Source organism: Streptomyces sp. NPDC004031, from assembly GCF_053604375.1.
In genome coordinates this window covers 127540-148143 of sequence record NZ_JBSGHL010000004.1, presented here as the reverse complement: position 1 = coordinate 148143, position 20604 = coordinate 127540, and the positions used below count along the sequence as shown (strand labels likewise).

The window sequence follows — 20604 nt, the reverse complement described above, 5'->3', positions numbered from 1 at the left end:
GCGGCCGTCAGACCGGCGGGGCGAGGAAGCCCGCGATCCGCCGCCAGGCGTCCTCGGCCTGCGCGGGGCGGTAGGTGTCCCGCTCGTCGGCGAGGAAACCGTGCGGGGTGCCGGGATAGACCACGATCTCGTGCGGCACCCCCGCCGCGGCCAGGCGCTCACGGACCCGCACGGTCTGCTGCGGCGTGGCCACGTGGTCGTCGGCCCCGGCCAGGTAGAGCATCCGGCAGCCGCCCGGTCCGGTGCTCCGCGGGGCCAGGCCGAGCAGCGCGTCCGGGCGGCTCAGCGCGGTGCCGGGGGTGTCCAGCCAGCCTGGGTACACCGCGGCGACGGCCGCGAGGGGGAACCGTGTCGCCGCGAACCAGGCCAGGTGCCCGCCGAGGCTGAAGCCGGCCATCGACGGGCGGCCCGCGGTGTCGGGCCGCTGCTCCAGATGGGCGAGCACCGCCTCCAGGTCGGCGCCCACCTCCTCCCGGGTGAGCCGGCCGATCAGTTCCAGGCCCCGCTCGCGCCCCTGCGCGTCGGCCACGCCGCAGTGGCCCGGAGCGGTGCGGTGGTAGAAGTCCGGTACGACGGCGAGCAGGCCGAGCCGCGCGAGCCGGTCGGCCACCCGGCGGATGTACGCGGTCGTCCCGAACATTTCGAAGCCCACGACCACCGCGGGCCACGGCCCCTCACCGGCGGGCCGGGCGACGTACACGCCCATCGGCTCCGCCGCCCCCGGCACGGCGACGGTCACGCTCGCGCCGCCGACACCCCCCGGCCCCGCGGCGACCCGCTGCTCCACGGCTGCTTCCCGCTCCATCTGCTGCTCCATGACGGCGACACTCCTCGCGCGGGCGGATCCCGCTGACACCTTCGAGTCTGCGGGCGGCCCCGGTGCCCGGTCCAAGACCCGTTCTGCCCGCGGCGATACCCTCGGGGCATCGCCGCGGGCAGAACGCGGACGGGGGAGAGGCGGGGGCCGTGGATCTCGACCTGCGCAAGGTGCGCTACTTCGTGGCCGTGGCCGAACGGCTGCACTTCGGCCGCGCCGCCGAGGACCTGCTCATCGCGCAGCCCGCGCTCAGCCGGCAGATCCGCGCGCTGGAGCGGGAGCTCGGCGCCGAGCTGTTCGTCCGCGACAGCCACCGGGTACGGCTCACCGCCGCGGGCGAGCGGCTGCTCGACGACGCACGGCCGCTGCTCGCCGCGGCGGACGCCGCCCGCCGCCGGGCCGGGCGGGCGGCGCAGGGCGCGGGCCGCTTCGTGGTGGGATTCCGCAGCGGCGTCCGGGTGACCGAGGCGGTGCGCGGCTTCGGCGCCGCGCACCCGCAGATCGCCGTGGAGGTACGCCGGGTCGACTGGGACGACCAGGCCGCGGCCGTGCTGGACGGGCGGGCCGATGTGGCGTACGTCCGGCTGCCGGTCGTCGAGCCCGGCCTCGACCTGACCCCGCTCTACGGCGAGCCGCGCATGGCGGCGCTGCCCGCCGGGCACCCGCTGGCCGGGTGCGCGGAGCTGACGGCCGCGCAGTGCGCGGCGCAGACCGAGATCCTGCACCTGTGCACCAACACCGAGGCGTCCGGCCCCGGGCAGCCCCCCGCGGTGCGCACGGTCGAGGAGAAGCTGGAGTACGTGGCGGCCGGCCGCGGGCTGACATACCTGCCGCGCTCCACCGCCCTGCTCCACCGCCGCCCCGACGTCGTCTACCGCCCGGTCGCCGACCTGCCCGAGGACCGGGTGGCACTGGCCCGTCCGGCGGGGGAGCCGACGCGGCTCGCGGCCGCCTTCACGACGGCGGCCCTGCGGGCGGCCGCCGCCGCCTCCCCCGTCGGGGACTTCGCGGACACGCCCTAGCCGCAGCTGAGCAGGCCCACCTTCTGCTTGGCCGCGAGCACCCGCCGCACGCTGTCCGAGACGGCGTTGCTGAGCGCCTTGTCCTTGGGCATCTGCGCGAGCACCGCGGACGTCATCGGGGCGATGTCGGAGGCCTTGACGGTCAGCAGCAGGTTGCCGCCCGCCTTGAGGAAGTCCACCGCGCGCTCGGCCGGGGTGCGGTCGCTGACGGCGGTGGCCTGGCCGAGGTCGTCGGAGATGACCGCGCCCTTGAAGCCCAGCGAGTCGCGCAGTATGCCGCGGATCACCGCCGAGGAGAAGGCCGCCTGGTTGTTGGGGTCGATCTTGGAGTAGATCGCGGAGGACACCATCACGAAGGGCGCGCCCGCCGCGATCGCGCTGCGGAAGGGCTGGAGGTAGGCGTCGTTGCGGGTGGTGACGTCGTCGGTGACACCGAGGGTGAAGTCGGTGTTGCCGGTGACGCGGCCGAGCCCGGGGAAGTGCTTGGGGCTGGCGAGCAGGCCCGCGTCCAGGGTGCCGCGCAGGAAGGCGGTGCTGTGGGTGGCGACCGCCGAGGGGTTGGTGCCGTACTCGCGCTGGAGCTTGCCGATGGGCGCGTTGACGTTCGTCAGGTTCGGCGGCACGGTGTCGGCGACGGGCGCGAGGTTCATCGTCACACCCGCCGACTTCAGCTCCTTCGCCCACTGCTCGGCGTCCTTCTGCAAGGTGGCCGCCGGGAGCTTGCCCTGGTCGACGGCGGCCGGGATGGTGCTGAAGCCGGGGCCGTTGAGGACCTGGACCTTGCCGCCCTCCTGGTCGGTGGAGATCAGCATGCCGACCTTGGCGCCCTTCACCGGGGTCGCGAGCCTGCGGACCCGGTCGGTGACGCCCTTGACCGCCGCGGTGCCGGAATTGGTGTGGCCCATCAGGAAGACCGAGCCGACGTGCCCGGCGGTGATCGCGCCGGACTGGGCGGAGGTCATGCCGGTGCTCGTGACGGCGGTCATGAAGAGCTGGCCGACCTGCTGGCTGCGGGTCATCCCGGCGACCGCCTTGTCCACGCAGCTGGCCGGTTTGCCGGTGGCGGACGTGGCGGGCGGCGGCGCGGCCGTCCGGGACGGCGACGGCGACGTGGTGGTCGGCGACGGGGTGCCGGTCGTGGCGGTGACGGTGGCGGGGGAGGACGCCGTCGTGGTGGTCGAACCGCTCCCGGACGAGCCCGAGCCGTCGCCGCACGCGGTCAGCCCGGTGGTGGCGGTGGCGATCAGGCCCAGGGCGAGCCCTGTGCCGCGCAGCCCGGGACGGCGCGGCGGGCGGTGCCCGGCGCGGGTCGCGGGCGCGCGGCGGGCGCGCGGGTCGGCGGGGCTGGGGGTCGGCTGGCACACGGCGGGACCTCACACCTCATCGGTCGTCGTCCGGCGGGGCCGGACACGGCTGCGGCTGCTGCTTCTTCCGCTTCCTCCCGCCGCCCGGGACAGCGCTCGTCCCGGGCGGCGGGAGAAAAAACCCTCGTGAGTTGATCATCCTGCCCCGCCCTTCCGGTTCTCGCATCCCCTGCGCCGCCGTACGCACACTTCTTGACGGTGCGCGAGCTGCGGGGCGAGCATGTGGGAGCGCTCCCATGGGCGGGTGGGCGGCTGACGACTCCCGGTCGGCCGTCCGCCCGCCCCCGGGCGCGTCCCCCCACCACGACCATGGCCCTCCCAGGAGGACGCGTGCTGTCCAGAACCCGCGTGCCCCGCGACACCGGCAAACCCTTCTCCGTACGAAGCGCCGCCCGCCGCGCCAGGACCGCGGCGGTCACCGCCGCGGCCGCCCTGCTGCCGCTGACCATGGCGGCCACCGCCGGCGCCCCCGCGGCCCACGCCGCCGCCCCGGCGGCCGCCCCGGCCGCCGCCGGGAGCTACAACTACGCCGAGGCACTCCAGGACTCGATGCTCTTCTACGAGTCGCAGCGCTCCGGCAAGCTCCCCGCGGACAACCGCGTCACCTGGCGCGGCGACTCCGACCTCACCGACGGCGCCGACGCGGGCCTTGACCTGACCGGCGGCTACCACGACGCCGGCGACGAGGTGAAGTTCGGCTTCCCGATGGCCTTCTCGATGACCATGCTCGGCTGGGGCGGCATCGACGAGGCCTCCGGCTACGCCAAGAGCGGCCAGAACACCTACCTGCTGCGCAACCTGCGCTGGGGCGACGACTGGCTGCTCAAGGCGCACCCGTCGGCCAACGTCCTGTACGGCCAGGTGGGCGACGGCGGCAGCGACCACTCCTTCTGGGGCCCGCCCGAGGTCAACCCCTCGCCGCGGCCCTCGTACAAGATCGACGCCTCCTGCCCCGGCTCCGACCTCGCGGGCGAGGCCGCGGCCGCGCTCGCGTCCTCGTCCATGATCTTCAAGCAGAGCGACGCCGCCTACGCGGCCACCCTGCTCACCAACGCCAAGCAGCTCTACACCTTCGCCGACACCTACCGCGGCACGTACGACAAGTGCATCACCGCCGCCCAGGGCTACTACAACTCCTGGAGCGGCTACTGGGACGAGCTGGTCTGGGGCGCGCTGTGGCTCTACCGCGCCACCGGCGACAGCACGTACCTGACGAAGGCCGAGACGTACTACGCGCAGCTGCCCAAGATGAACCAGACCACCACACCGGAGTACAACTGGACGATCGCCTGGGACGACAAGTCCTACGGCGACTACGTGCTGCTCGCCGAACTGACCGGCAAGCAGACCTACGTCGACGACGCCGAGCGCTGGCTCGACTGGTGGACCACCGGGGTGAACGGCCAGAAGGTCGCCTCTTCGCCGGGCGGCGAGGCCTTCCTCGACACCTGGGGCTCGCTGCGCTACTCCTCCAACACCGCCTTCGCCGCACTCCAGTTCTCCGACTGGCTCACCGCGCAGGGCAAGGACGCCGCGAAGGCGCAGACGTACCACGATTTCGGCGCGCGGCAGATCGACTACGTCCTCGGCGACAACCCGCTGAAGGAGAGCTACGAGATCGGCTTCACCAACTCCGGCAAGAACACCAAGTGGCCGCAGAACCCGCACAGCAGGGCCGCGCACGGCTCCTGGTCGCAGTCCATGACCGAGCCCGCGACCACCCGGCACCTCGACTACGGCCTGCTGGTCGGCGGCCCCGGCTCCGCCGACGACGGCTTCTCCGACGAGCGCTCCAACTACGGGGAGACGGAAGGCGCGCTCGACTACAACGCGGGCTTCTCCGGGGCGCTCGCCGCCCTCACTGACGAGTACGGCGGCAGCCCGCTGGCGAACTTCCCGCCCAAGGAGACCCCGGACGGGCCCGAGGAATTCCTCCAGGCAGCAGTCAACGCGTCCGGCACGAACTTCTACGAGCTGAAGGTGCAGGTGGTCAACAAGTCCGGCTGGCCCGCCCGGCACCTCACGCACGGCAGCTTCCGCTACTACTTCACGCTCGACCCCGGCACCAGCCCCTCCCAGGTCACCCTGTCCTCGGCCTACAACCAGTGCTCGGCGCCGACCGGGCCGACGCAGTTCTCCGGCAGCGTCTACTACGTGACGGTCAGCTGCGAGGGCCAGGACATCGCGCCCGCCGGGCAGTCCGCCTTCCACCGCGAGGTGCAGTTCCGGCTGAGCTTCCCCGGCGCGCACGACCCGACCAAGGACTGGTCCTACCAGGGCGTCTCCACCACGCCCGGCTCCACGCCCGTCACCGTCAACGACATGGTGCTCTACGACGGCTCCACCGCCGTATGGGGCACCGCGCCCAGCGGTGACGGCGGCACCACCCCGCCGCAGACCACCCCGCCGGGCGCGCCCGGCAAGCCCGTCGCCTCGCCGGTCGCCGACTCGTCGGTCACCCTGACCTGGCCCGCCGCCACGCCCGGCAGCCTGCCGCTGGCGGGCTACCAGGTCTACTCCGGATCCACGCTGCTCACCACGACCACGGCGACCAGCTACACCGTCACCGGCCTGACGCCGGGCACGCCGTACACCTTCACCGTCAAGGCCGTCGACAGCGCCGGGAACGTCTCGGCGGCGTCCCCCGCGGTGACGGTCACCACCACGACGACCGGCACCCCGCCGGGCGGCGGTACGGGGGCGGCCTGCACGGCCGTCTACAAGGTGACCAACTCCTGGTCCGGCGGCTTCCAGGCGGACGTGCTGGTCACCAACACCGGCTCGGCCGCGCTCAACGGCTGGACGCTGACCTTCACCTTCGGCGGCGACCAGCAGGTCGGCAGCGGCTGGAGCGGCACCTTCACGCAGTCCGGCAATAAGGTCACGGTGACCAACCCGTCGTGGGCGGCCGCCCTCCCGGCGGGCGGCACCGTGGACCCGGGCTTCACGGCCACGTACTCCACGAGCAACGCGGCGCCCACGGGCTTTGCCATGAACGGGGTGGCCTGCACCTGACCTGCCCCGAGGGGTTGGCTGACTCCCCCCGCGGCCGGGCGCTCCCCCGCCCGCCGCGGTGGGCTCCGCCGGGGGGCCGGGAACGCCACGGGGTGCCTCGCGAGGCTGGTTCCGCGACCTCGCGGTGGGTGGTGGGTCGCGCGCGCAGTTCCCCGCACCCCTGACAAACGCTCACCCGGCGCGGTGAGGGCTCGCGCGTGCCGCGCCGGGCGGCACACCAGGGGCGCGGGGAACGGCGCGCGCAACCCCCGTCCACCCCGAGGTCGCGGAACCCACCGCACGGGGCAGCCCGGAGCGGGCGGCCCCGCGGGCCCCGGTCAGGTCAGGGACGCCAGGCGGCGAGCCAGGAAGCGGCGCTCCGCCTCCGTCGGGGCGAGCTCCAGCGCCGCGCGGTAGGCGGCGGCCGCTTCCGGGCGGCGGCCCAGGCGGCGCAGCAGGTCCGCGCGGGTCGCGGGCAGCAGGTGGTAGCCGGTGAGCGCGCCCGACGCGTCGAGCGCGTCCGCCAGGGCCAGGCCCGCGGCCGGGCCCTGCGTCATCGCGACGGCCACCGCACGGTTGAGCTCGACGACGGGTCCGGGCACCATCCGGGCCAGCTCCCCGTAGAGCCCGGCGATCTGCGCCCAGTCCGTGCCCTCAGGTTTCTCCGCCTCCGCGTGGCACGCGGCGATCGCCGCCTGCACCTGGTAGGGCCCCGGCCGCCGCCGGGCGAGCGCCGCCTCCAGCACGGCCGTCCCCTCCGCGATGCGCTGCCGGTCCCAGCGCGAGCGGTCCTGCTCCTCCAGCGGCACCAGGTCCCCGGCGGTGTCCGTGCGGGCGGCGGCCCGCGCGTCGTGCAGCAGCATCAGCGCCAGCAGCCCCGCCGCCTCCGGTTCGCCGGGCAGCAGCCCGGCCAGCAGCCGGGCCAGCCGGATCGCCTCCGCGGTGACGCGCTGCTGGTCGGGGCCCGCGGCCCCGGGCGCGTAACCGGCGTTGAAGAGCAGGTACAGGATCGCCAGCACGGCCTCGGTGCGTTCGGGCAGCAGTTCCGGCGGGGGCACCCGGAAGGGGATCCCGGCGTTCCTGATCTTGTTCTTGGCGCGGGTCAGCCGCTGCGCCATCGTGCCCTCCGGCACCAGGAAGGCACGGGCGATCTCCGCGGTGGTGAGCCCGGTGAGGGTCCGCAGGGTGAGGGCGACCTGCGCGGGCAGCGGCAGCGCGGGGTGGCAGCAGGTGAAGACGAGCCGCAGCCGGTCGTCGGGCAGCCCGTCGTCGGCGTCCGCCGCCTCGAACCGGGCCTGCGGCGGCTCCGGTTCGAGCCGGGCCGCCCGGCGCAGCTTGACGTTCTCGTTCGCGGCCCGGCGCAGCAGGTCGAGCGCGCGGTGGCGGGCGGTGGTGGTGAGCCACGCGCCGGGGCTGCGCGGCACCCCGTCGCGCGGCCAGCGCTCCAGCGCCCGTTCGAACGCGTCCTGCGCGCACTCCTCGGCGAGGTCCCAGTCGCCGGTCTGCCGGATGACCGCGGCCACGACCCGGCCCCACTCCTGGGACCAGGCCGTGGCGACGGCCTCCTTCACCGCGTCCCGCACGCCGGCCTCAGTCCGTCCAGAACGGCCGGACCTCGACCATGCCGAACTTCGCCACCGGGTGCTTCGCGGCCACCTCGATGGCCTCGTCCAGGTCGGCGCACTCGATGACGTCGAAGCCCGCCATCTGCTCCTTCGTCTCGGCGTAGGGCCCGTCGGTCACGAGCCGGGAGCCGTTCCTGACGCGTACGGTCGTGGCGTCCTCCGAGGGCCGGGTCCGGCTCCCGTCCAGCCGCACCCCGCGCCGCGTCATCTCCTCGACCCACGGTTCGGCGTCCAGCTCCTCGGGCGTCGCCCCGGGAAAGCCCTCGGCGGTCTCCTGGCAGATCAGCAGCAGATACTTCATGGCACGTCTCCTCGTCGGCGGTTCCGTCCGGGCTCCATGGTGCCCGGTCACTCCTACGACGATCGGCGACCGCCCGGATGTACATCCCGCGCCGCGTCCGGCCGGATTTTTTTCAGGCCGCCGCCGGTTCGGCCCGGCGGACGCCCGGGGCGCGGCGAGCGAACCGGCGAGGCCGCTCACCCCGAAGCAGCCGAGCACCAGCCCGGTCCCGGCGGCGGAGGAGCCGAGCCGGGCGGCGAACACGATCAGTACCAGCGTCAGGGCCTGGAACATCACGTTGGTCAGCGCCGTGCAGGCGACGGTGACCCGGATGAAGACCTGGCCGCGCAGCCAGCGCAGCCCGTCGCCGATCTCGGTGTGCAGCGGTACGTGCTCGCGCGGGCCGCCGGGCGCGGGCAGCCGGGTCCTGATACCGAGCAGCGTGCCGAGCGAGGCGATGTAGGACAGCGCGTCGGCGGCGAAGGGCAGCGCGTGCGAGACGCCGCAGCGGCACCGCGACGGCAGAGGTCCTGGTGCCCAGCACCGACAGCGCCTGCCCGCACCACAGCAGCGTCCAGTCCCGGTTGCGCCACAGCGGCCGGGGCTCCTTCCGCCCCGCCCCGGCCGTCGCCGGTGCCGTGTGCGGGCCCGGCGCCGCTTCCGCTTTCGCGCCCGGCGGAGCCTGCGGCTCGCCGGGCGCGGGCCGGTCCCGTCCCTCGTGATCTCCGGTCGGTGTCACCGGGTACCTCCTCCGTGCCGGGGCAGGGGAGCTGACCGCCCGTCATTCTCCTTCGGCCCGGGGCCGGACGCAGGCGGTCCGTCAGGCGCCCGTCCAGGCCGCGGTGGTGCGCCGGGCGGGCAGCAGGGCCGCGCTGACCGCGGCGAGGACGGCCGCGGCCACCGGGAGCGGCAGGGAGCGTGCGGCGTGCTCGACGAGGGCGGCGCCGGCCAGGGCGCCGGCGAACATCGCCGCGGCCGACAGCAGCCGGCTGCCCGCCTTCGCGTCGGGGCCGCCCGCGATACGGCCGTCCGCGGCCATGCCGGTGATCGTCATCGTCAGGACGGTGGTCGTCAGGTCCGGTACGGCCAGCCGCCGTACCACCGCGTTCTGGCCGCCCATGGCCAGGCCCAGCAGCACGATCAGCGCGGCGCGCGTACCGCCGCGCGCGGGAAGGTCGGCGGCGGCCGCGACCGCCCAGGCCGCCAGCACCAGGACGGCCTGCGCGGCGCAGACGGCGAGCAACAGCCGTCCGCGGTGGGCGGGCAGCGCGCGGGCGAGCCGCCCGCCGAGCACCGCCCCGGCGGCGAAGGCGGCGAGCGCGAGCAGCGAGGCGGTGAGCGAGAAGCCGCTCGCGCCGGCGAGCGCGAAGCCGAGGAAGACGACGTTGCCGGTCATGTTCGCCACGAAGACGTGGCCGAGGACGAGATAGCTGAAGGCGTCCACCAGCCCCGTGACGAGGGTGAGCGCGAGCAGCAGCGGCGGCAGCGGACCGTGCGGGCCGGCGGGGCGCGGGACGAGCGTGTCGCGGGCTTCGCGGAGCAGCGGGTGCACGGCGGACGGGCCTCCTGGTGCGTGGCGGACGGTGTACGGGACAGACGTACCCAGTGCGGCGGCGCCGGCGCAACCACCGCGCGGCGGGGCGGCGGATCATCCCCACGGGGCGCCCCCCGCCGGGCGTGGCAGCCGCGCCGGGACCGCCGCGCGGTGTGAGACTGCGAGGCGGAGGTGATCTTCATGTCCGGATCAGCGGCCGGAGCCGCGGACGGAGCGGCGCCCGGTGAGGCGCGCGGGTCCGCGTCCGGGAAGGCGCGGGGGACGGCGTCAGGAGGCGGGGGAGCGGGGGACGGTGACACCGTCACCACGGACGTGCCCGCGCGGCTCGACCGGCTGCCGTGGTCGCGCTGGCACTGGATGATCGTGATCGGCCTCGGCACCGTCTGGATCCTGGACGGCCTGGAGGTCACCACCGTCGGCAACATCGCGGGCCGGATCGCCGAGCCCGGCAGCGGTCTGTCGGTGACGGCGTCCCAGATCACCGGCATCGCCGCCGCGCTGTACGTGGCGGGGGCGTGCTCGGGCGCGCTGTTCTTCGGCTGGCTGACCGACCGCTACGGCCGCAAGAAGCTCTTCATGATCACGCTGGCGGTGTATCTCAGCGCCACCGCGATGACGGCGCTGTCCTTCCAGCCCTGGTGGTTCTTCACCTTCCGCTTCCTGACCGGTTTCGGCATCGGCGGCGAGTACGCGGCGATCAACTCCGCGATCGACGAGCTGATCCCGTCGCGCTTCCGCGGCCGGGTCGACCTGATCATCAACGGCAGCTACTGGCTGGGCGCGATCGGCGGCTCGCTGCTGTCCATCGTCGCGCTCAACACGAGCATCTTCCCCAAGAACGTGGGCTGGCGGCTCACCTTCGCGCTCGGCGTCGTGCTCGGCCTGGTGATCATGCTGGTGCGCCGCCATGTGCCGGAGAGCCCGCGCTGGCAGTTCATCCACGGCCACGGCCGGGAGGCCGACGAACTGGTCGCGGACGTCGAAGAGCAGGTCGAGGCGGAGAAGCACGAGAAGCTGCCTGAGGCGGGCAGCCGGATCACCATCCACCAGCGGGCGAGCATCGGCTTCGGCATCATCGCCAGGACCGTCTTCACCCGCTACCCGCGGCGCGCGGTGCTGAGCCTGTCGCTCTTCGTCGGCCAGGCCTTCCTCTACAACGCCATCACCTTCGGCTTCGGCAACATCCTGACCACGTTCTTCGGGGTGTCCACGGGTGACACCGGCTACTACTTCGCGGTGATCGCGGCGGGAAACTTCCTCGGGCCGCTGCTGCTCGGGCACCTGTTCGACACCGTGGGGCGGCGGATCATGATCTCGTCGACCTATCTGCTGTCCGGTGTGCTGCTGTTCGGCACCGCCTGGCTCTTCGACCGCGGTTCGCTGGACGCCACGACGATGACGGCGTGCTGGTGCGCGGTGCTGTTCTTCGCCTCGGCGGGCGCGAGCAGCGCGTATCTGACGGTCTCGGAGGTCTTCCCGATGGAGACCCGGGCGATGGCCATCGCCTTCTTCTACGCCATCGGCACCGCGGCGGGTGGCATCAGCGGCCCGCTGGTCTTCGCCGACCTGACGAAGTCGGGCGTGGTCTCGGACACCGTCACCGCGTTCGTCATCGGCGCCTCGCTGATGTGCGCGGCGGGTCTGGTCGCGGCCTTCCTCGCGATCAACGCCGAGCGCCGGTCGCTGGAGGACATCGCCACCCCGCTGTCGCAGGCCTCGCCGTCGCCTTCGTCCTGAACGGCGCCCGGACGGCGCCCTGAACGTCCCCGGCCGCCGGTCGCGCGTGACGCGCGGCCGGCGGCCGGAAGGGGAAGAGCGGGGCGGGGCGCCCCGGGCTCAGTCCTGGACGAGCAGCCCGGCCCGCAGTCGGGCGATGGTGCGGCTGAGCAGCCGGGAGACATGCATCTGGGAGCAGCCCAGCCGCTGGCCGATCTCGGCCTGGGTCAGCTCCTCGCCGAAGCGCAGTTGCAGCAGCAGCCTGCTGCGCTCGGGCAGTTGCTCGATGAGCGGCGCGAGCGCGTGGAAGTCCTCGAAGAGGTCGAGCGCGGGATCGCACTCGCCGAAGGTCTCACCGAGGGTGCGGCCCTCGCTGTCGGAGGAGGTGTCGCTGTCGGTGTAGGGGGTGTCGATGGAGCCCGCGGTGTAGCCGTTGGCGGCGACCAGCCCCTCGATGATGTCCTCCTCCGGCATGCCGAGGTGCTCGGCCAGCTCGCCGACCGTCGGGTCGCGGTCCAGCCGCAGCGACAGCGCCTCCTTGGCCTTGCTCAGCTCCACCCGCAGCTCCTGGAGCCGCCGCGGTACGTGCACGGCCCAGCTGGTGTCGCGGAAGAAGCGCTTCATCTCCCCGACGATGTAGGGCACCGCGAAGGTGGTGAACTCCGTCTCCCGGGAGAGGTCGAAGCGGTCGATCGCCTTGATCAGACCGATCGTGCCGACCTGGACGATCTCCTCGTGGTCGGTGGCCGGGCGGTTGCGGTAGCGCGCGGCCGCGAAGTACACCAGCGAGAGGTTCATCTCGATCAGGGTGTTGCGCGCGTACGCGTACTCCGGTGTGCCCTCCTCCATCTCCTGGAGGCGGTCGAAGAACAGCTTCGACAGCGCCCTGGCGTCCTGCGGCGCCATCGCCGAGGGATCGTCGACATACGGCAGCCCGCCGGTGGCCGCCTGGGATCCGTACGGCCACGGCCCGTCCTGCCGCGGCGCGTCCGGCGCCGTTACGTCCGTGCTCTGGGTCTGTTCCAGCTGTGCGGTCACGTCATCGCCCCATTCGTACGACTGATGGCGTACCACCTGCCCGGGAATCACCGGAGCATGCCATCTTTTTCAGCTCTCCTTCGACTTCATGTCCAACCGCTCCGGGAGCCACCGAAGTTGCACGGCCTGCTGGGCGGCGCCGCCGCCCTCGTGGCCGTTGAAGTCGTAGATCTCGATCTGCTTGTCCGTGCCCGCGTAGGCGTTGAAGGCCGCGAAGACGGTGGACGGCGGGCAGACCTCGTCCTCCAGCGCGGTGGAGAAGAGCGCGGGCGCGCGGCCGCGGGCGGCGAAGTGGACGCCGTCGAAGTAGGCCAGGGTCTCCAGCACCTTGGCCCGGCGGCCGCGGTGCACCGACAGGTACCGGCCGACCTCGCGGTAGGGCAGCTCGTCGGTGACCGTGATCGCGCGCGGGAAGTCGCACAAAAAGGGCACGTCGGGCATGACCGCCGCGAGGTCCGGCACCAGGCCGCCGACCGCCGCGGTGATGCCGCCGCCCTGGCTCACCCCGGCCGCGACCGTACGGGAGGCGTCGGCCAGCGGGTGCGAGCGGGCGGCCTCGACGGCGCGTACCGCGTCGGTGAAGACCCGGCGGTAGTAGAAGTCGTAGGGGTCCTCGATGCCGCGGGTCAGGAAGCCGGGGGTGGCCGGGGCGCTGCCGACCGGGTCATCGGTGTCGCCGACCGACCAGGTGCCGCCCTGGCCGCGGGTGTCCATCACGAAGTGCGCGTAGCCGGCCGACGCCCACAGCAGATGGCTGTGCGCCAGGCCGCGACCGCCGCCGTAGCCGATGAACTCCACGACCACCGGCAGCGGCTGCGTGGTGCCCGCGGGCAGCGTGAACCAGCCCCTGACCGGGTGGCCGCCGAATCCGGCGAACGTCACGTCGTAGGTGTCGAGGGTGGTCAGCCCGGTGTGCGCCGGTTCGAAGACGGCCGCCAGGTCGTGCTGCCGCGCCTGGCCGAGGGTGTCCGCCCAGAACTGGTCGAAGTCCGCGGGCTCCACGGAGCTGCTGCGCCGTTCGCGGAGCTGGTCGAGCGGCAGGTCGAACAGGGCCATGGGACGTCCTTCTGGCTGGGCGGCGGGTCGATCACCCACACGGTACGTGCTGATCGGCCTGCACAGAAGCCCCTGCTTAACCGGTTGAGTGCGGTCGGGCGGGACGGGACGGCCGGACGCGTCCGGAAGCGCGGCGCCGCCGGAGGGACCGGCCGTCCCGATCGTGCCGTCATGGCAGGAAGGATCGGAACGGCTCGAATGCCGGAGATGTCAGGAACGCCGGACCTGCGGACGCCGCCGCCGTCCGGTGCGGGTCAGCGCTCGGAGCCGCTGCCGGCGGGCCGGCCTCGACCCGGGTCGGTCGTGCAGCCACCCTTGCGGCAGTTCACGTCGGGGCAGGACATGGTGGTCACCTCTTCTCTGCGAGGTCGTCGGGCACACAGTCGAACAGCAGCTTGTCGACCCGCCTGCCGTGCCACAGGGCGGCGTTGCGCAGCCGTCCGGCGGCCCGGAATCCCGCCTTCACATAGGCGTTCACCGCGGGGGTGTGAGGCGCGGGCACCTGGAGCCACACCGAGTTCAGCGACGCGATGGCGAACGCCCACTCCAGGGTCAGGGCCGTGGCCTCGGCCGCATAGCCCCGGCCGCGCTGCTCCGGGGCGATCACCAGGATGAATTCTGCGTTGTTGACGGACTGGTCGACGCTGAGCGCCGCGGTGCCGACCGGCGTGGCGCTCCGCGTGTGGAGGACTTCGAAGAGCTGGTAGTGAGCCGACGTGTGGGCGGAGTGGAAGCGCGCCTGGAAGACCTCCCAGGACACCGGCCAGCGGGCGCCGAAGCCGACGACGGTCGCCGGGTCGGTCTCCCACCGGTGGTATTCCTGCATCATCTCTTCCCTCGCCAGAGCCAGTGCCAACCGGCTGCCGGCGCGCAGTGGTAGGGGTGCGGTCGGTGTGGTGTCGGTGGTCACGTCCTGTCTCTCCTACGTGTGCCCGTGCTACGGGGGTTGCAGCCGTCCATAAAGCGTCAATCCGGCGGCCCCTGGTGCGGACCAGATCCGGCGAACTGTACGTGTGTGCGGGCGTTGTGTGCTTCACCCCGGCGCCGGGGCGGTCGCGCAAAGCGACGGGTGCGCACGGACGGTCGAACCGCACGGCTCAGCAGTCGCTGCGGTGGCCTGACACACCATCACCTGTCACCGCTCCCTGTGACACTTTGCGAACCGGTTCACATGCCGGGCTCCGGACAGCCCGTGAAGGCATGGCCGAAACCCGTACCCGCCGCCCGGCGGCGAACGGGTCGGCCCGCGGGCGGTAACCGGGCGCGGATCGGGGAAGGGACAGGGCACGGAAGGGGCCGGATCACGGGCGGGGCCGCAGCGGCGCGGCCCGGTGCCGTACGGCCCGCGGCCGAGGAGTGTCGGAGCGGGAGGGCACCGGTGAAGATCGGGCTGCTGACCCGGGAGTATCCGCCGGAGGTCTACGGCGGTGCCGGGGTGCACGTGGAGTTCCTGGCCAGGCAGTTGCGCGCGCTGGCCGACGTCGAGGTGCACTGCTGGGGTGATGCGCTGGAAGGCGACCGGGACGCCGGGGTGGTCAGGCACCGCGCCCCCGCGTCCCTGGACGGCGCCAACGACGCGCTGCGCACCTTCGGCATCGACCTGGCCATGGCCGCCGGGCTGCAGGGCCGCGACCTGCTGCACTCGCACACCTGGTACGCCGGGCTCGCCGGGCACCTCGGCAAGCTGCTGCACGGGGTGCCGCACGTCGTCACCGCCCACTCGCTGGAGCCGCTGCGGCCGTGGAAGGCCGAGCAGCTCGGCGGCGGGTACGCCCTGTCGAGCTGGGCGGAGCGCACCGCGATGGAGTCCGCGGACGCGGTGGTCGCGGTGTCCGACGGGATGCGCCGCGACATCCTGTCCTGCTACCCCGCGCTCGACCCCGGCCGCGTCCACGTCATCCGCAACGGCATCGACACCGACACCTACCGGCCCGACGAGCGCACCGACGTGCTGCGCCGGATCGGTATCGACCCGGCCCGGCCGTACGTGCTCTTCGTCGGCCGCATCACCCGGCAGAAGGGTGTGCCGCACCTGCTGCGCGCCGCCCGCGCGCTGGATCCGGCGGTGCAGCTCGTGCTGTGCGCCGGGGCGCCCGACACGCCCGCGCTCGACCGGGAGTTCCGGGCGCTGTTCGACGAGCTGAACGCGGTGCGCGACGGGGTGCACTGGATCCCGGCGATGCTGCCGCGGCCCGCGGTGGTGCAGCTGCTCAGCCACGCCACGGTCTTCGCGTGCCCGTCCGTCTACGAGCCGCTGGGCATCGTCAACCTGGAGGCGATGGCGTGCGGCACCGCGGTGGTCGCCTCGGCCGTCGGGGGCATCCCGGAGGTCGTCGAGCACGGTGTCACCGGGCTGCTGGTGCCCTACGACGAGCAGCGGCCGGAGGAGTTCGAGGCGGGCCTCGCGGCCGCGCTCGGTGAGCTGACCGCCGATCCCGCGCGGGCCGCCGCGCTCGGCGCGGCCGGACGCGAGCGCGCGGCGGGAGAGTTCGGCTGGGACACCGTGGCCCGCCGGACCGCCGGTCTGTACGGACAGGTGCTGGACGCCGCGTAGCACCCGGCGGTGCGGCGGAGCGGAAGACGACCCAAGGGGGACGCGATGCGCGGTGGACCTTCGGTGCTCGGCATAGTGCTGGCGGGCGGCGCCGGGAAGCGGCTGATGCCGCTGACCGCCGACCGCGCCAAGCCGGCGGTGACCTTCGGCGGTACGTACCGCCTGGTGGACTTCGTGCTGTCCAACCTCGTCAACGGCGAGGTCATGCGGATCTGCGTGCTGACGCAGTACAAGTCGCACTCGCTGGACCGCCATGTGACCACCACCTGGCGGATGTCCAGCCTGCTCGGCAACTACGTCACGCCGGTGCCCGCGCAGCAGCGGCTCGGCCCGCGCTGGTACCTGGGCAGCGCGGACGCCATCCTGCAGTCGCTCAACCTGGTGTACGACGAGCAGCCCGACTACATCGCCGTCTTCGGCGCCGACCACGTCTACCGGATGGACCCGCGGCAGATGCTCGCCCAGCACCTGGAGCACGGCGCGGGCGTCACCGTCGCCGGTATCCGGGTGCCGCGCGCCGACGCCTCGTCCTTCGGGGTCATCACGCCCGCCGCGGACGGGATCGCGGTGGAGCGCTTCCTGGAGAAGCCCGCCGACCCGCCCGGCCTGCCCGGTGACCCGGACCGGGTCTTCGCCTCGATGGGCAACTACCTCTTCACCACCAAGACGCTCGTCGACGCCCTGCACGCGGACGCCGAGGACCCGCAGTCCGTGCACGACATGGGCGGCAGCATCCTGCCCCGGCTGACCGCGGCGGGCGTCGCGCAGGTCTACGACTTCGACACCAACCACGTGCCCGGCGAGACCCCTCGCGACCACGGCTACTGGCGCGACGTCGGCACCCTGGACGCCTACTACGACGCCCATATGGACCTCATCTCCGACCAGCCCGCCTTCAACCTGGACAACCGCAAGTGGCCGATCTACACCCACCCCGGTCAGCTGGCGCCCGCGAAGATCGCGGCCGGCGGCATCGTGGGGGAGTCGGTGATCAGCCCCGGCTGTGTGATCCGCGGCCAGGTCACCCGCTCGGTGCTGTCGCCCGGGGTGGTCGTGGACGCGGGCGCGGTGGTGCAGGGCTCGGTGCTGCACGACGCCGTCCGGGTCGGCCGCGGCGCGATCGTGCGCGGGGCGGTGCTGGACAAGAACGTGGATGTGCCGCCGGGCGCGGTGATCGGCGTGAACCCCGACCGCGACCGCGAGCTCTACACGGTCTCCGCGGGCGGGGTCATCGCGCTCGGGAAGGGGCAGCGGGTGGGGTGACGGCGCTCCGGCGGGGGGCGCCGGGGTGAGGGGCGGGGGCGCCGGAGCGCCCCCGCTCCTCAGCGGGCGGTCAGCTCACCGACCACTGCTGGTTCGCGCCGCCGTTGCACGTCCACACGTCCAGCTGGGTGCCGTTGGCGGAGTTCGAGCCCGGGACGTCCAGGCACTTGTTCGCCGCCGCGTTCACCAACTGCGAGCCGCTGACCGTCCACTTCTGGGCGTTGCTGCCGTTGCAGTCCCACAGCTGCACCAGGGTGCCGTCGGCGGTGCCGCTGCTCGCGTCGTCCAGGCACTTGCCGAGGGACTTCACCGTGCCGTCGGTGCCCACGGTCCAGGACTGCGCGTCGGTGCCGTTGCAGTCGTAGAGCTGGACGTGGGTGCCGTTGGCGGTGCCGGAGTTGGCGACGTCCACGCACTTGCCGGCCAGGCCGGTGATCGCGTGCGGGACCGCGGCGCCGCCGGACTTGCCGAACACCTGGAACTCGTAGATCCGCGCCGCCGTGTCGCCGCCGGTGTTGGTGGGCGCCGAGATCGCCAGCCGGACGTAGCGGGCCTGCCGCGGGGCGATCGCGTGGAAGGTGCGGCTGGCGCGCGAGCCGGTGACGTTCGCCGCGAGCGACCAGGTGCTGTTGTCGGTGCTGGTGAGGATCTGGAAGGCCGCGGTGTTCCACGAGGTGTCCTCGCCGCCGAGGCCCGCGTGCTCGACCGCGAAGGAGCCGACCGTCTGCGCCGAGCCGAGGTCCACGGTCAGCGTCGGGTTGGCGTCCTTCGAGCACCACTTGCTGTTGTTCTTCAGCGAGCCGTCGACCGCCTTGTCCGCCCCCTCCGTGCTCGCGCACGGCGTGGACCCGGTGGCCGTCTTGCCCAGCGCCAGGTCCGGGCCGGTGTCCGGGGCCGCCGGGATCGGCGTCGCGCCGTCCTGGAAGGAGGGCGGGACGTCACCCGCGCCGGTGCCCCAGCTCGCGCTCGGGGCCGCGCCCATGGTGTAGTCGAGCGTCGCGCCGCCGGACACGTCCGGGTAGCGCAGCCAGTTGTGCGTGGTGGCCGTGCCGTTGACCTTCAGGCCCTGCACGTAGCCGCCGCTGCCGGTGGAGTTGACGGTGATGTCGCCCGCCGCCCGCTTGACCGTCACGGAGGGGAACTGCGGGCCGTTGACGGCCAGGGTGTCCGCGCCGGGCGTCACCGGGTACATCCCGAGCGCCGCCCAGACGTACCACGCCGAGGTGGCGCCGAGGTCGTCGTTGCCGGGCAGGCCGCCCGCGCCGGTGGTGAAGGACTCGGTCATCACCTTGCGCACCGCGTCCGCCGCGCCCGCCGGGTCGCGGGCGAAGTCGTACGCCCACGGCACGCCGTGCTCGGGCTCGTTGCCGATGTAGTAGTACGGCAGGCTCTGGCCCGCGTTGACCTGCGTGAAGTGGTGGTCCAGGCGCTGCGCCGCGGTCGCCGGGCCGCCCATCGCGTTGATCAGGTCGGCGTAGTCGTACGGCACCATCCAGGTGTACTGCGCCGCGTTGCCCTCGGTGAAGTTCGACTGGCTGGCCGGCTGCAGCGGCCAGGCCCAGCTGCCGTCGGAGTTGCGGGTCTGGATGTAGCCGGAGTCCGGGCCGAAGGTGTTGCGCCACCACTGGGCGCGGGTCATGTGGGTGCTGTAGCTGGAGGTGTTGCCCAGCGCCTTGGCGAACTGCGCGACCGCGAAGTCCGACGCGCTGTACTCCAGCGAGTCCGACGGCTCGGACAGGTAGTGCTGGCTGGTGTACGGGCCCTGGTTGCCGCGGATCGGCGAGCCCTGCGCGGTGCCGCCGTTGGACGCCTTCTCCATCAGCGTGAGCGCGGCCGAGGTGTCGAAGTTCCGCGCGCCGAACGCGTACATGCTGCTGACGACGATCGGACCGGGGTCGCCGGTCATCACGAAGTCCTCGTTGGTCTGCTGCGACCACTTGGGCAGCAGACCGCCCTGCTGGCCGTCCAGCACCATCGAGTTGGCGATGTCGGAGGCCTCGGTCGGGGCGATGAGCGCGATGAGCGCGGCCCACGAGCGGTAGATGTCCCAGCCGGAGTAGTTCTGGTAGACCGGGCGGGAGGAGTTGTGCACCGCTCCGTCGAAGCCGCGGTAGTCGCCGTTGACGTCGCTGGAGATGTTCGGGCTCTGGAAGACGTGGTAGAGCGCCGTGTAGAACTTCTTCAGGTTCTCCGTGGAGCCGCCGGTGACCTGCGCGCGGCCGAGCACGCCGTTCCACGCCGCCGAGGTGGCGCCGCGCGTGGTGTCGAAGTTCCAGCCGTTGTTCTCGGCCGTGAGGTTCGCCTGGGCGTTCGCCACGCTCACGTAGCTCAGGCCGACCTTGGCCTGCACGGTCTGGCTGCCGGTGGTGTCGAAGGTGACGTACGCGCCGGTGTTGGTGCCGGAGGTGGACGTGGAGCCGGCCGAGACCGTACCGCCGTTCCAGGTGCCGTAGCCGCTGGGGGCGCGGTCGAAGCGGATGTCGAAGTAGATCTGGTAGGTCTTCGACGAGCCGCAGAAGCCGCCCGCGGTGATGCTGCCGGTCAGCTCCGATCCGCTGATCTTCACCGAGCCGCTGCGGTTGCCGGTCGCGCTGCGGCTGGTGTTGACCAGCAGGCCCGCGCTGGTCGTCGAGGGGTACGTCAGCCGCGCCATGCCGGTGCGGGTGGTGGCGGTCAGCTCGACGTTGGTGGAGTACTTGTCCAGCCGGTTCTTGTAGTAGCCGGGCGAGGCCGACTCGTTGGCCTTGGTGTACGGCGACGCGTAGCTCGTCCAGTTGCTGCCGGGGGAGGTGCCGACCGAGCCGGTGAACGGCATCAGCGGCAGGTCCTCGTTGTTGGGGCAGCCGGCGCCGTCGAAGTGGGTGAGGCTGAAGTCCTCCACGGAGGAGTCGGAGTAGCGGTAGCCGGACGGCGAGGCGGTGGGCGTGTCGGGGCTGAACTGCACCCCGCCGAACGGCGCCACCGCGCCCGGGTAGGTGCTGCCGCCGGCGCCGCCGCCGACCGGGTTGGGGGCGTTGCTGTCGTCGGTGCCCACGAACGGGTCGACGTAGCCGGTGTAGTCGGTCGCCGCCTGGGCGGCCGGTGCGGCGGCGAGGCCGCCGATGCCGAGGACGGCGAGTAACAGGGCGCCGGCGGCGCCCGCTGTTCTGCTGCGGAACACGGGAGGGAGCACGAAGGACCACCTTCTCGTGGCGGCGGCCTGCCGCGGATGACGCACGGCCCGGCAGCCTCTTGGGCACTGTGGGGGGGCTCGGGGACGAGCGGGACGTCCGACACCGGGGGCGGCCCGCGGAGGCGATGACCCGGCCGCGGGGCGCTGA

General features: G+C 73.2%; 15 protein-coding genes. 6 read left to right on the top strand and 9 right to left on the bottom strand.

All coding sequences use genetic code 11. From position 1 onward, the window contains the following. Positions 1 to 7: 7 nt before the first annotated feature. Positions 8 to 817: a dienelactone hydrolase family protein gene (locus tag ACWERV_RS03915; protein ID WP_452928364.1), complete on the bottom strand. Its 810-nt coding sequence runs from the start codon at positions 815 to 817 to the stop codon at positions 8 to 10. Positions 818 to 966: 149 nt separating this feature from the next. Between ACWERV_RS03915 and ACWERV_RS03910 the strand changes: the two genes are divergently transcribed. Next, positions 967 to 1839, top strand: a complete 873-nt coding sequence (locus ACWERV_RS03910) for a LysR family transcriptional regulator (RefSeq protein ID WP_452928361.1) — start codon at positions 967 to 969, stop codon at positions 1837 to 1839. On the opposite strand, the gene ACWERV_RS03905 is transcribed toward ACWERV_RS03910, so the two are convergent. After that, complete coding sequence (locus ACWERV_RS03905) at positions 1836 to 3203, bottom strand: glycoside hydrolase family 3 N-terminal domain-containing protein (RefSeq protein ID WP_452928358.1); 1368 nt, start codon at positions 3201 to 3203, stop codon at positions 1836 to 1838. The two genes, ACWERV_RS03910 and ACWERV_RS03905, sit on opposite strands and share 4 nt — an antisense overlap. Positions 3204 to 3533: 330 nt before the next feature. Between ACWERV_RS03905 and ACWERV_RS03900 the strand changes: the two genes are divergently transcribed. Next, positions 3534 to 6218 carry a glycoside hydrolase family 9 protein gene (locus tag ACWERV_RS03900; RefSeq protein ID WP_452928355.1) on the top strand — a complete coding sequence of 895 codons (2685 nt, stop codon included), beginning with the start codon at positions 3534 to 3536 and terminating at the stop codon, positions 6216 to 6218. 317 nt (positions 6219 to 6535) lie between these two features. On the opposite strand, the gene ACWERV_RS03895 is transcribed toward ACWERV_RS03900, so the two are convergent. Both ACWERV_RS03895 and ACWERV_RS03890 read right to left on the bottom strand, forming a co-directional pair. Continuing rightward, complete coding sequence (locus ACWERV_RS03895) at positions 6536 to 7780, bottom strand: RNA polymerase sigma factor (RefSeq protein ID WP_452928353.1); 1245 nt, start codon at positions 7778 to 7780, stop codon at positions 6536 to 6538. Between the two features lie 7 nt (positions 7781 to 7787). After that, a complete protein-coding gene (locus tag ACWERV_RS03890) occupies positions 7788 to 8123 on the bottom strand; it encodes a YciI family protein (RefSeq protein WP_398184617.1) in 336 nt (111 codons plus the stop codon). Positions 8124 to 8433: 310 nt separating this feature from the next. Here ACWERV_RS03890 and ACWERV_RS03885 point away from each other — a divergent pair, with 310 nt between their 5' ends. After that, entirely contained in the window at positions 8434 to 8565 is a 132-nt protein-coding gene (locus ACWERV_RS03885) for a hypothetical protein (protein WP_452928350.1), read from the top strand. A 357-nt stretch (positions 8566 to 8922) separates the two neighbouring features. Here ACWERV_RS03885 and ACWERV_RS03880 read toward each other — a convergent pair whose 3' ends face one another. Next, positions 8923 to 9654 carry a YoaK family protein gene (locus ACWERV_RS03880; protein ID WP_452928347.1) on the bottom strand — a complete coding sequence of 244 codons (732 nt, stop codon included), beginning with the start codon at positions 9652 to 9654 and terminating at the stop codon, positions 8923 to 8925. Between the two features lie 183 nt (positions 9655 to 9837). On the opposite strand from ACWERV_RS03880, the gene ACWERV_RS03875 reads away from it, so the two are divergent. Then, the gene (locus tag ACWERV_RS03875) at positions 9838 to 11394 is read left to right on the top strand and encodes an MFS transporter (protein ID WP_452928344.1); all 1557 of its coding nucleotides are present in this window, start codon (positions 9838 to 9840) and stop codon (positions 11392 to 11394) included. Positions 11395 to 11493: 99 nt separating this feature from the next. On the opposite strand, the gene ACWERV_RS03870 is transcribed toward ACWERV_RS03875, so the two are convergent. The 3 genes from ACWERV_RS03870 to ACWERV_RS03860 all read right to left on the bottom strand — a co-directional run bounded on the left by ACWERV_RS03870 (position 11494) and on the right by ACWERV_RS03860 (position 14377). After that, a complete protein-coding gene (locus ACWERV_RS03870; RefSeq protein ID WP_452928341.1) occupies positions 11494 to 12411 on the bottom strand; it encodes an RNA polymerase sigma factor SigF in 918 nt (305 codons plus the stop codon). 69 nt (positions 12412 to 12480) lie between these two features. After that, on the bottom strand, positions 12481 to 13467 hold the full coding sequence (locus tag ACWERV_RS03865; protein ID WP_452928338.1) for an acetylxylan esterase: 987 nt from the start codon (positions 13465 to 13467) through the stop codon (positions 12481 to 12483). A 349-nt stretch (positions 13468 to 13816) separates the two neighbouring features. Next, complete coding sequence (locus tag ACWERV_RS03860; RefSeq protein WP_398184603.1) at positions 13817 to 14377, bottom strand: GNAT family N-acetyltransferase; 561 nt, start codon at positions 14375 to 14377, stop codon at positions 13817 to 13819. A 468-nt stretch (positions 14378 to 14845) separates the two neighbouring features. Between ACWERV_RS03860 and glgA the strand changes: the two genes are divergently transcribed. Next, complete coding sequence (gene glgA / locus ACWERV_RS03855; protein ID WP_398184600.1) at positions 14846 to 16021, top strand: glycogen synthase; 1176 nt, start codon at positions 14846 to 14848, stop codon at positions 16019 to 16021. A 45-nt stretch (positions 16022 to 16066) separates the two neighbouring features. Further along, on the top strand, positions 16067 to 17284 hold the full coding sequence (glgC, locus tag ACWERV_RS03850; protein ID WP_398184597.1) for a glucose-1-phosphate adenylyltransferase: 1218 nt from the start codon (positions 16067 to 16069) through the stop codon (positions 17282 to 17284). A gap of 70 nt (positions 17285 to 17354) precedes the next feature. Here glgC and ACWERV_RS03845 read toward each other — a convergent pair whose 3' ends face one another. Then, positions 17355 to 20456 (bottom strand): GH92 family glycosyl hydrolase, encoded by a 3102-nt coding sequence (locus ACWERV_RS03845; RefSeq protein ID WP_452928334.1) that lies wholly within the window; start codon positions 20454 to 20456, stop codon positions 17355 to 17357. Positions 20457 to 20604 lie beyond the last annotated feature (148 nt).

What these genes read in the sequence shown, in the direction of transcription:
- ACWERV_RS03865 (WP_452928338.1), bottom strand. Translation starts at nt 13,467, where the DNA reads ATGGCCCTGTTCGACCTGCCGCTCGACCAGCTCCGCGAACGGCGCAGC.
- ACWERV_RS03890 (WP_398184617.1), bottom strand. Translation starts at nt 8,123, where the DNA reads ATGAAGTATCTGCTGCTGATCTGCCAGGAGACCGCCGAGGGCTTTCCC.
- ACWERV_RS03915 (WP_452928364.1), bottom strand. Translation starts at nt 817, where the DNA reads ATGGAGCAGCAGATGGAGCGGGAAGCAGCCGTGGAGCAGCGGGTCGCC.
- glgC (WP_398184597.1), top strand. Translation starts at nt 16,067, where the DNA reads ATGCGCGGTGGACCTTCGGTGCTCGGCATAGTGCTGGCGGGCGGCGCC.
- ACWERV_RS03885 (WP_452928350.1), top strand. Translation starts at nt 8,434, where the DNA reads ATGAAGACCTGGCCGCGCAGCCAGCGCAGCCCGTCGCCGATCTCGGTG.
- ACWERV_RS03875 (WP_452928344.1), top strand. Translation starts at nt 9,838, where the DNA reads ATGTCCGGATCAGCGGCCGGAGCCGCGGACGGAGCGGCGCCCGGTGAG.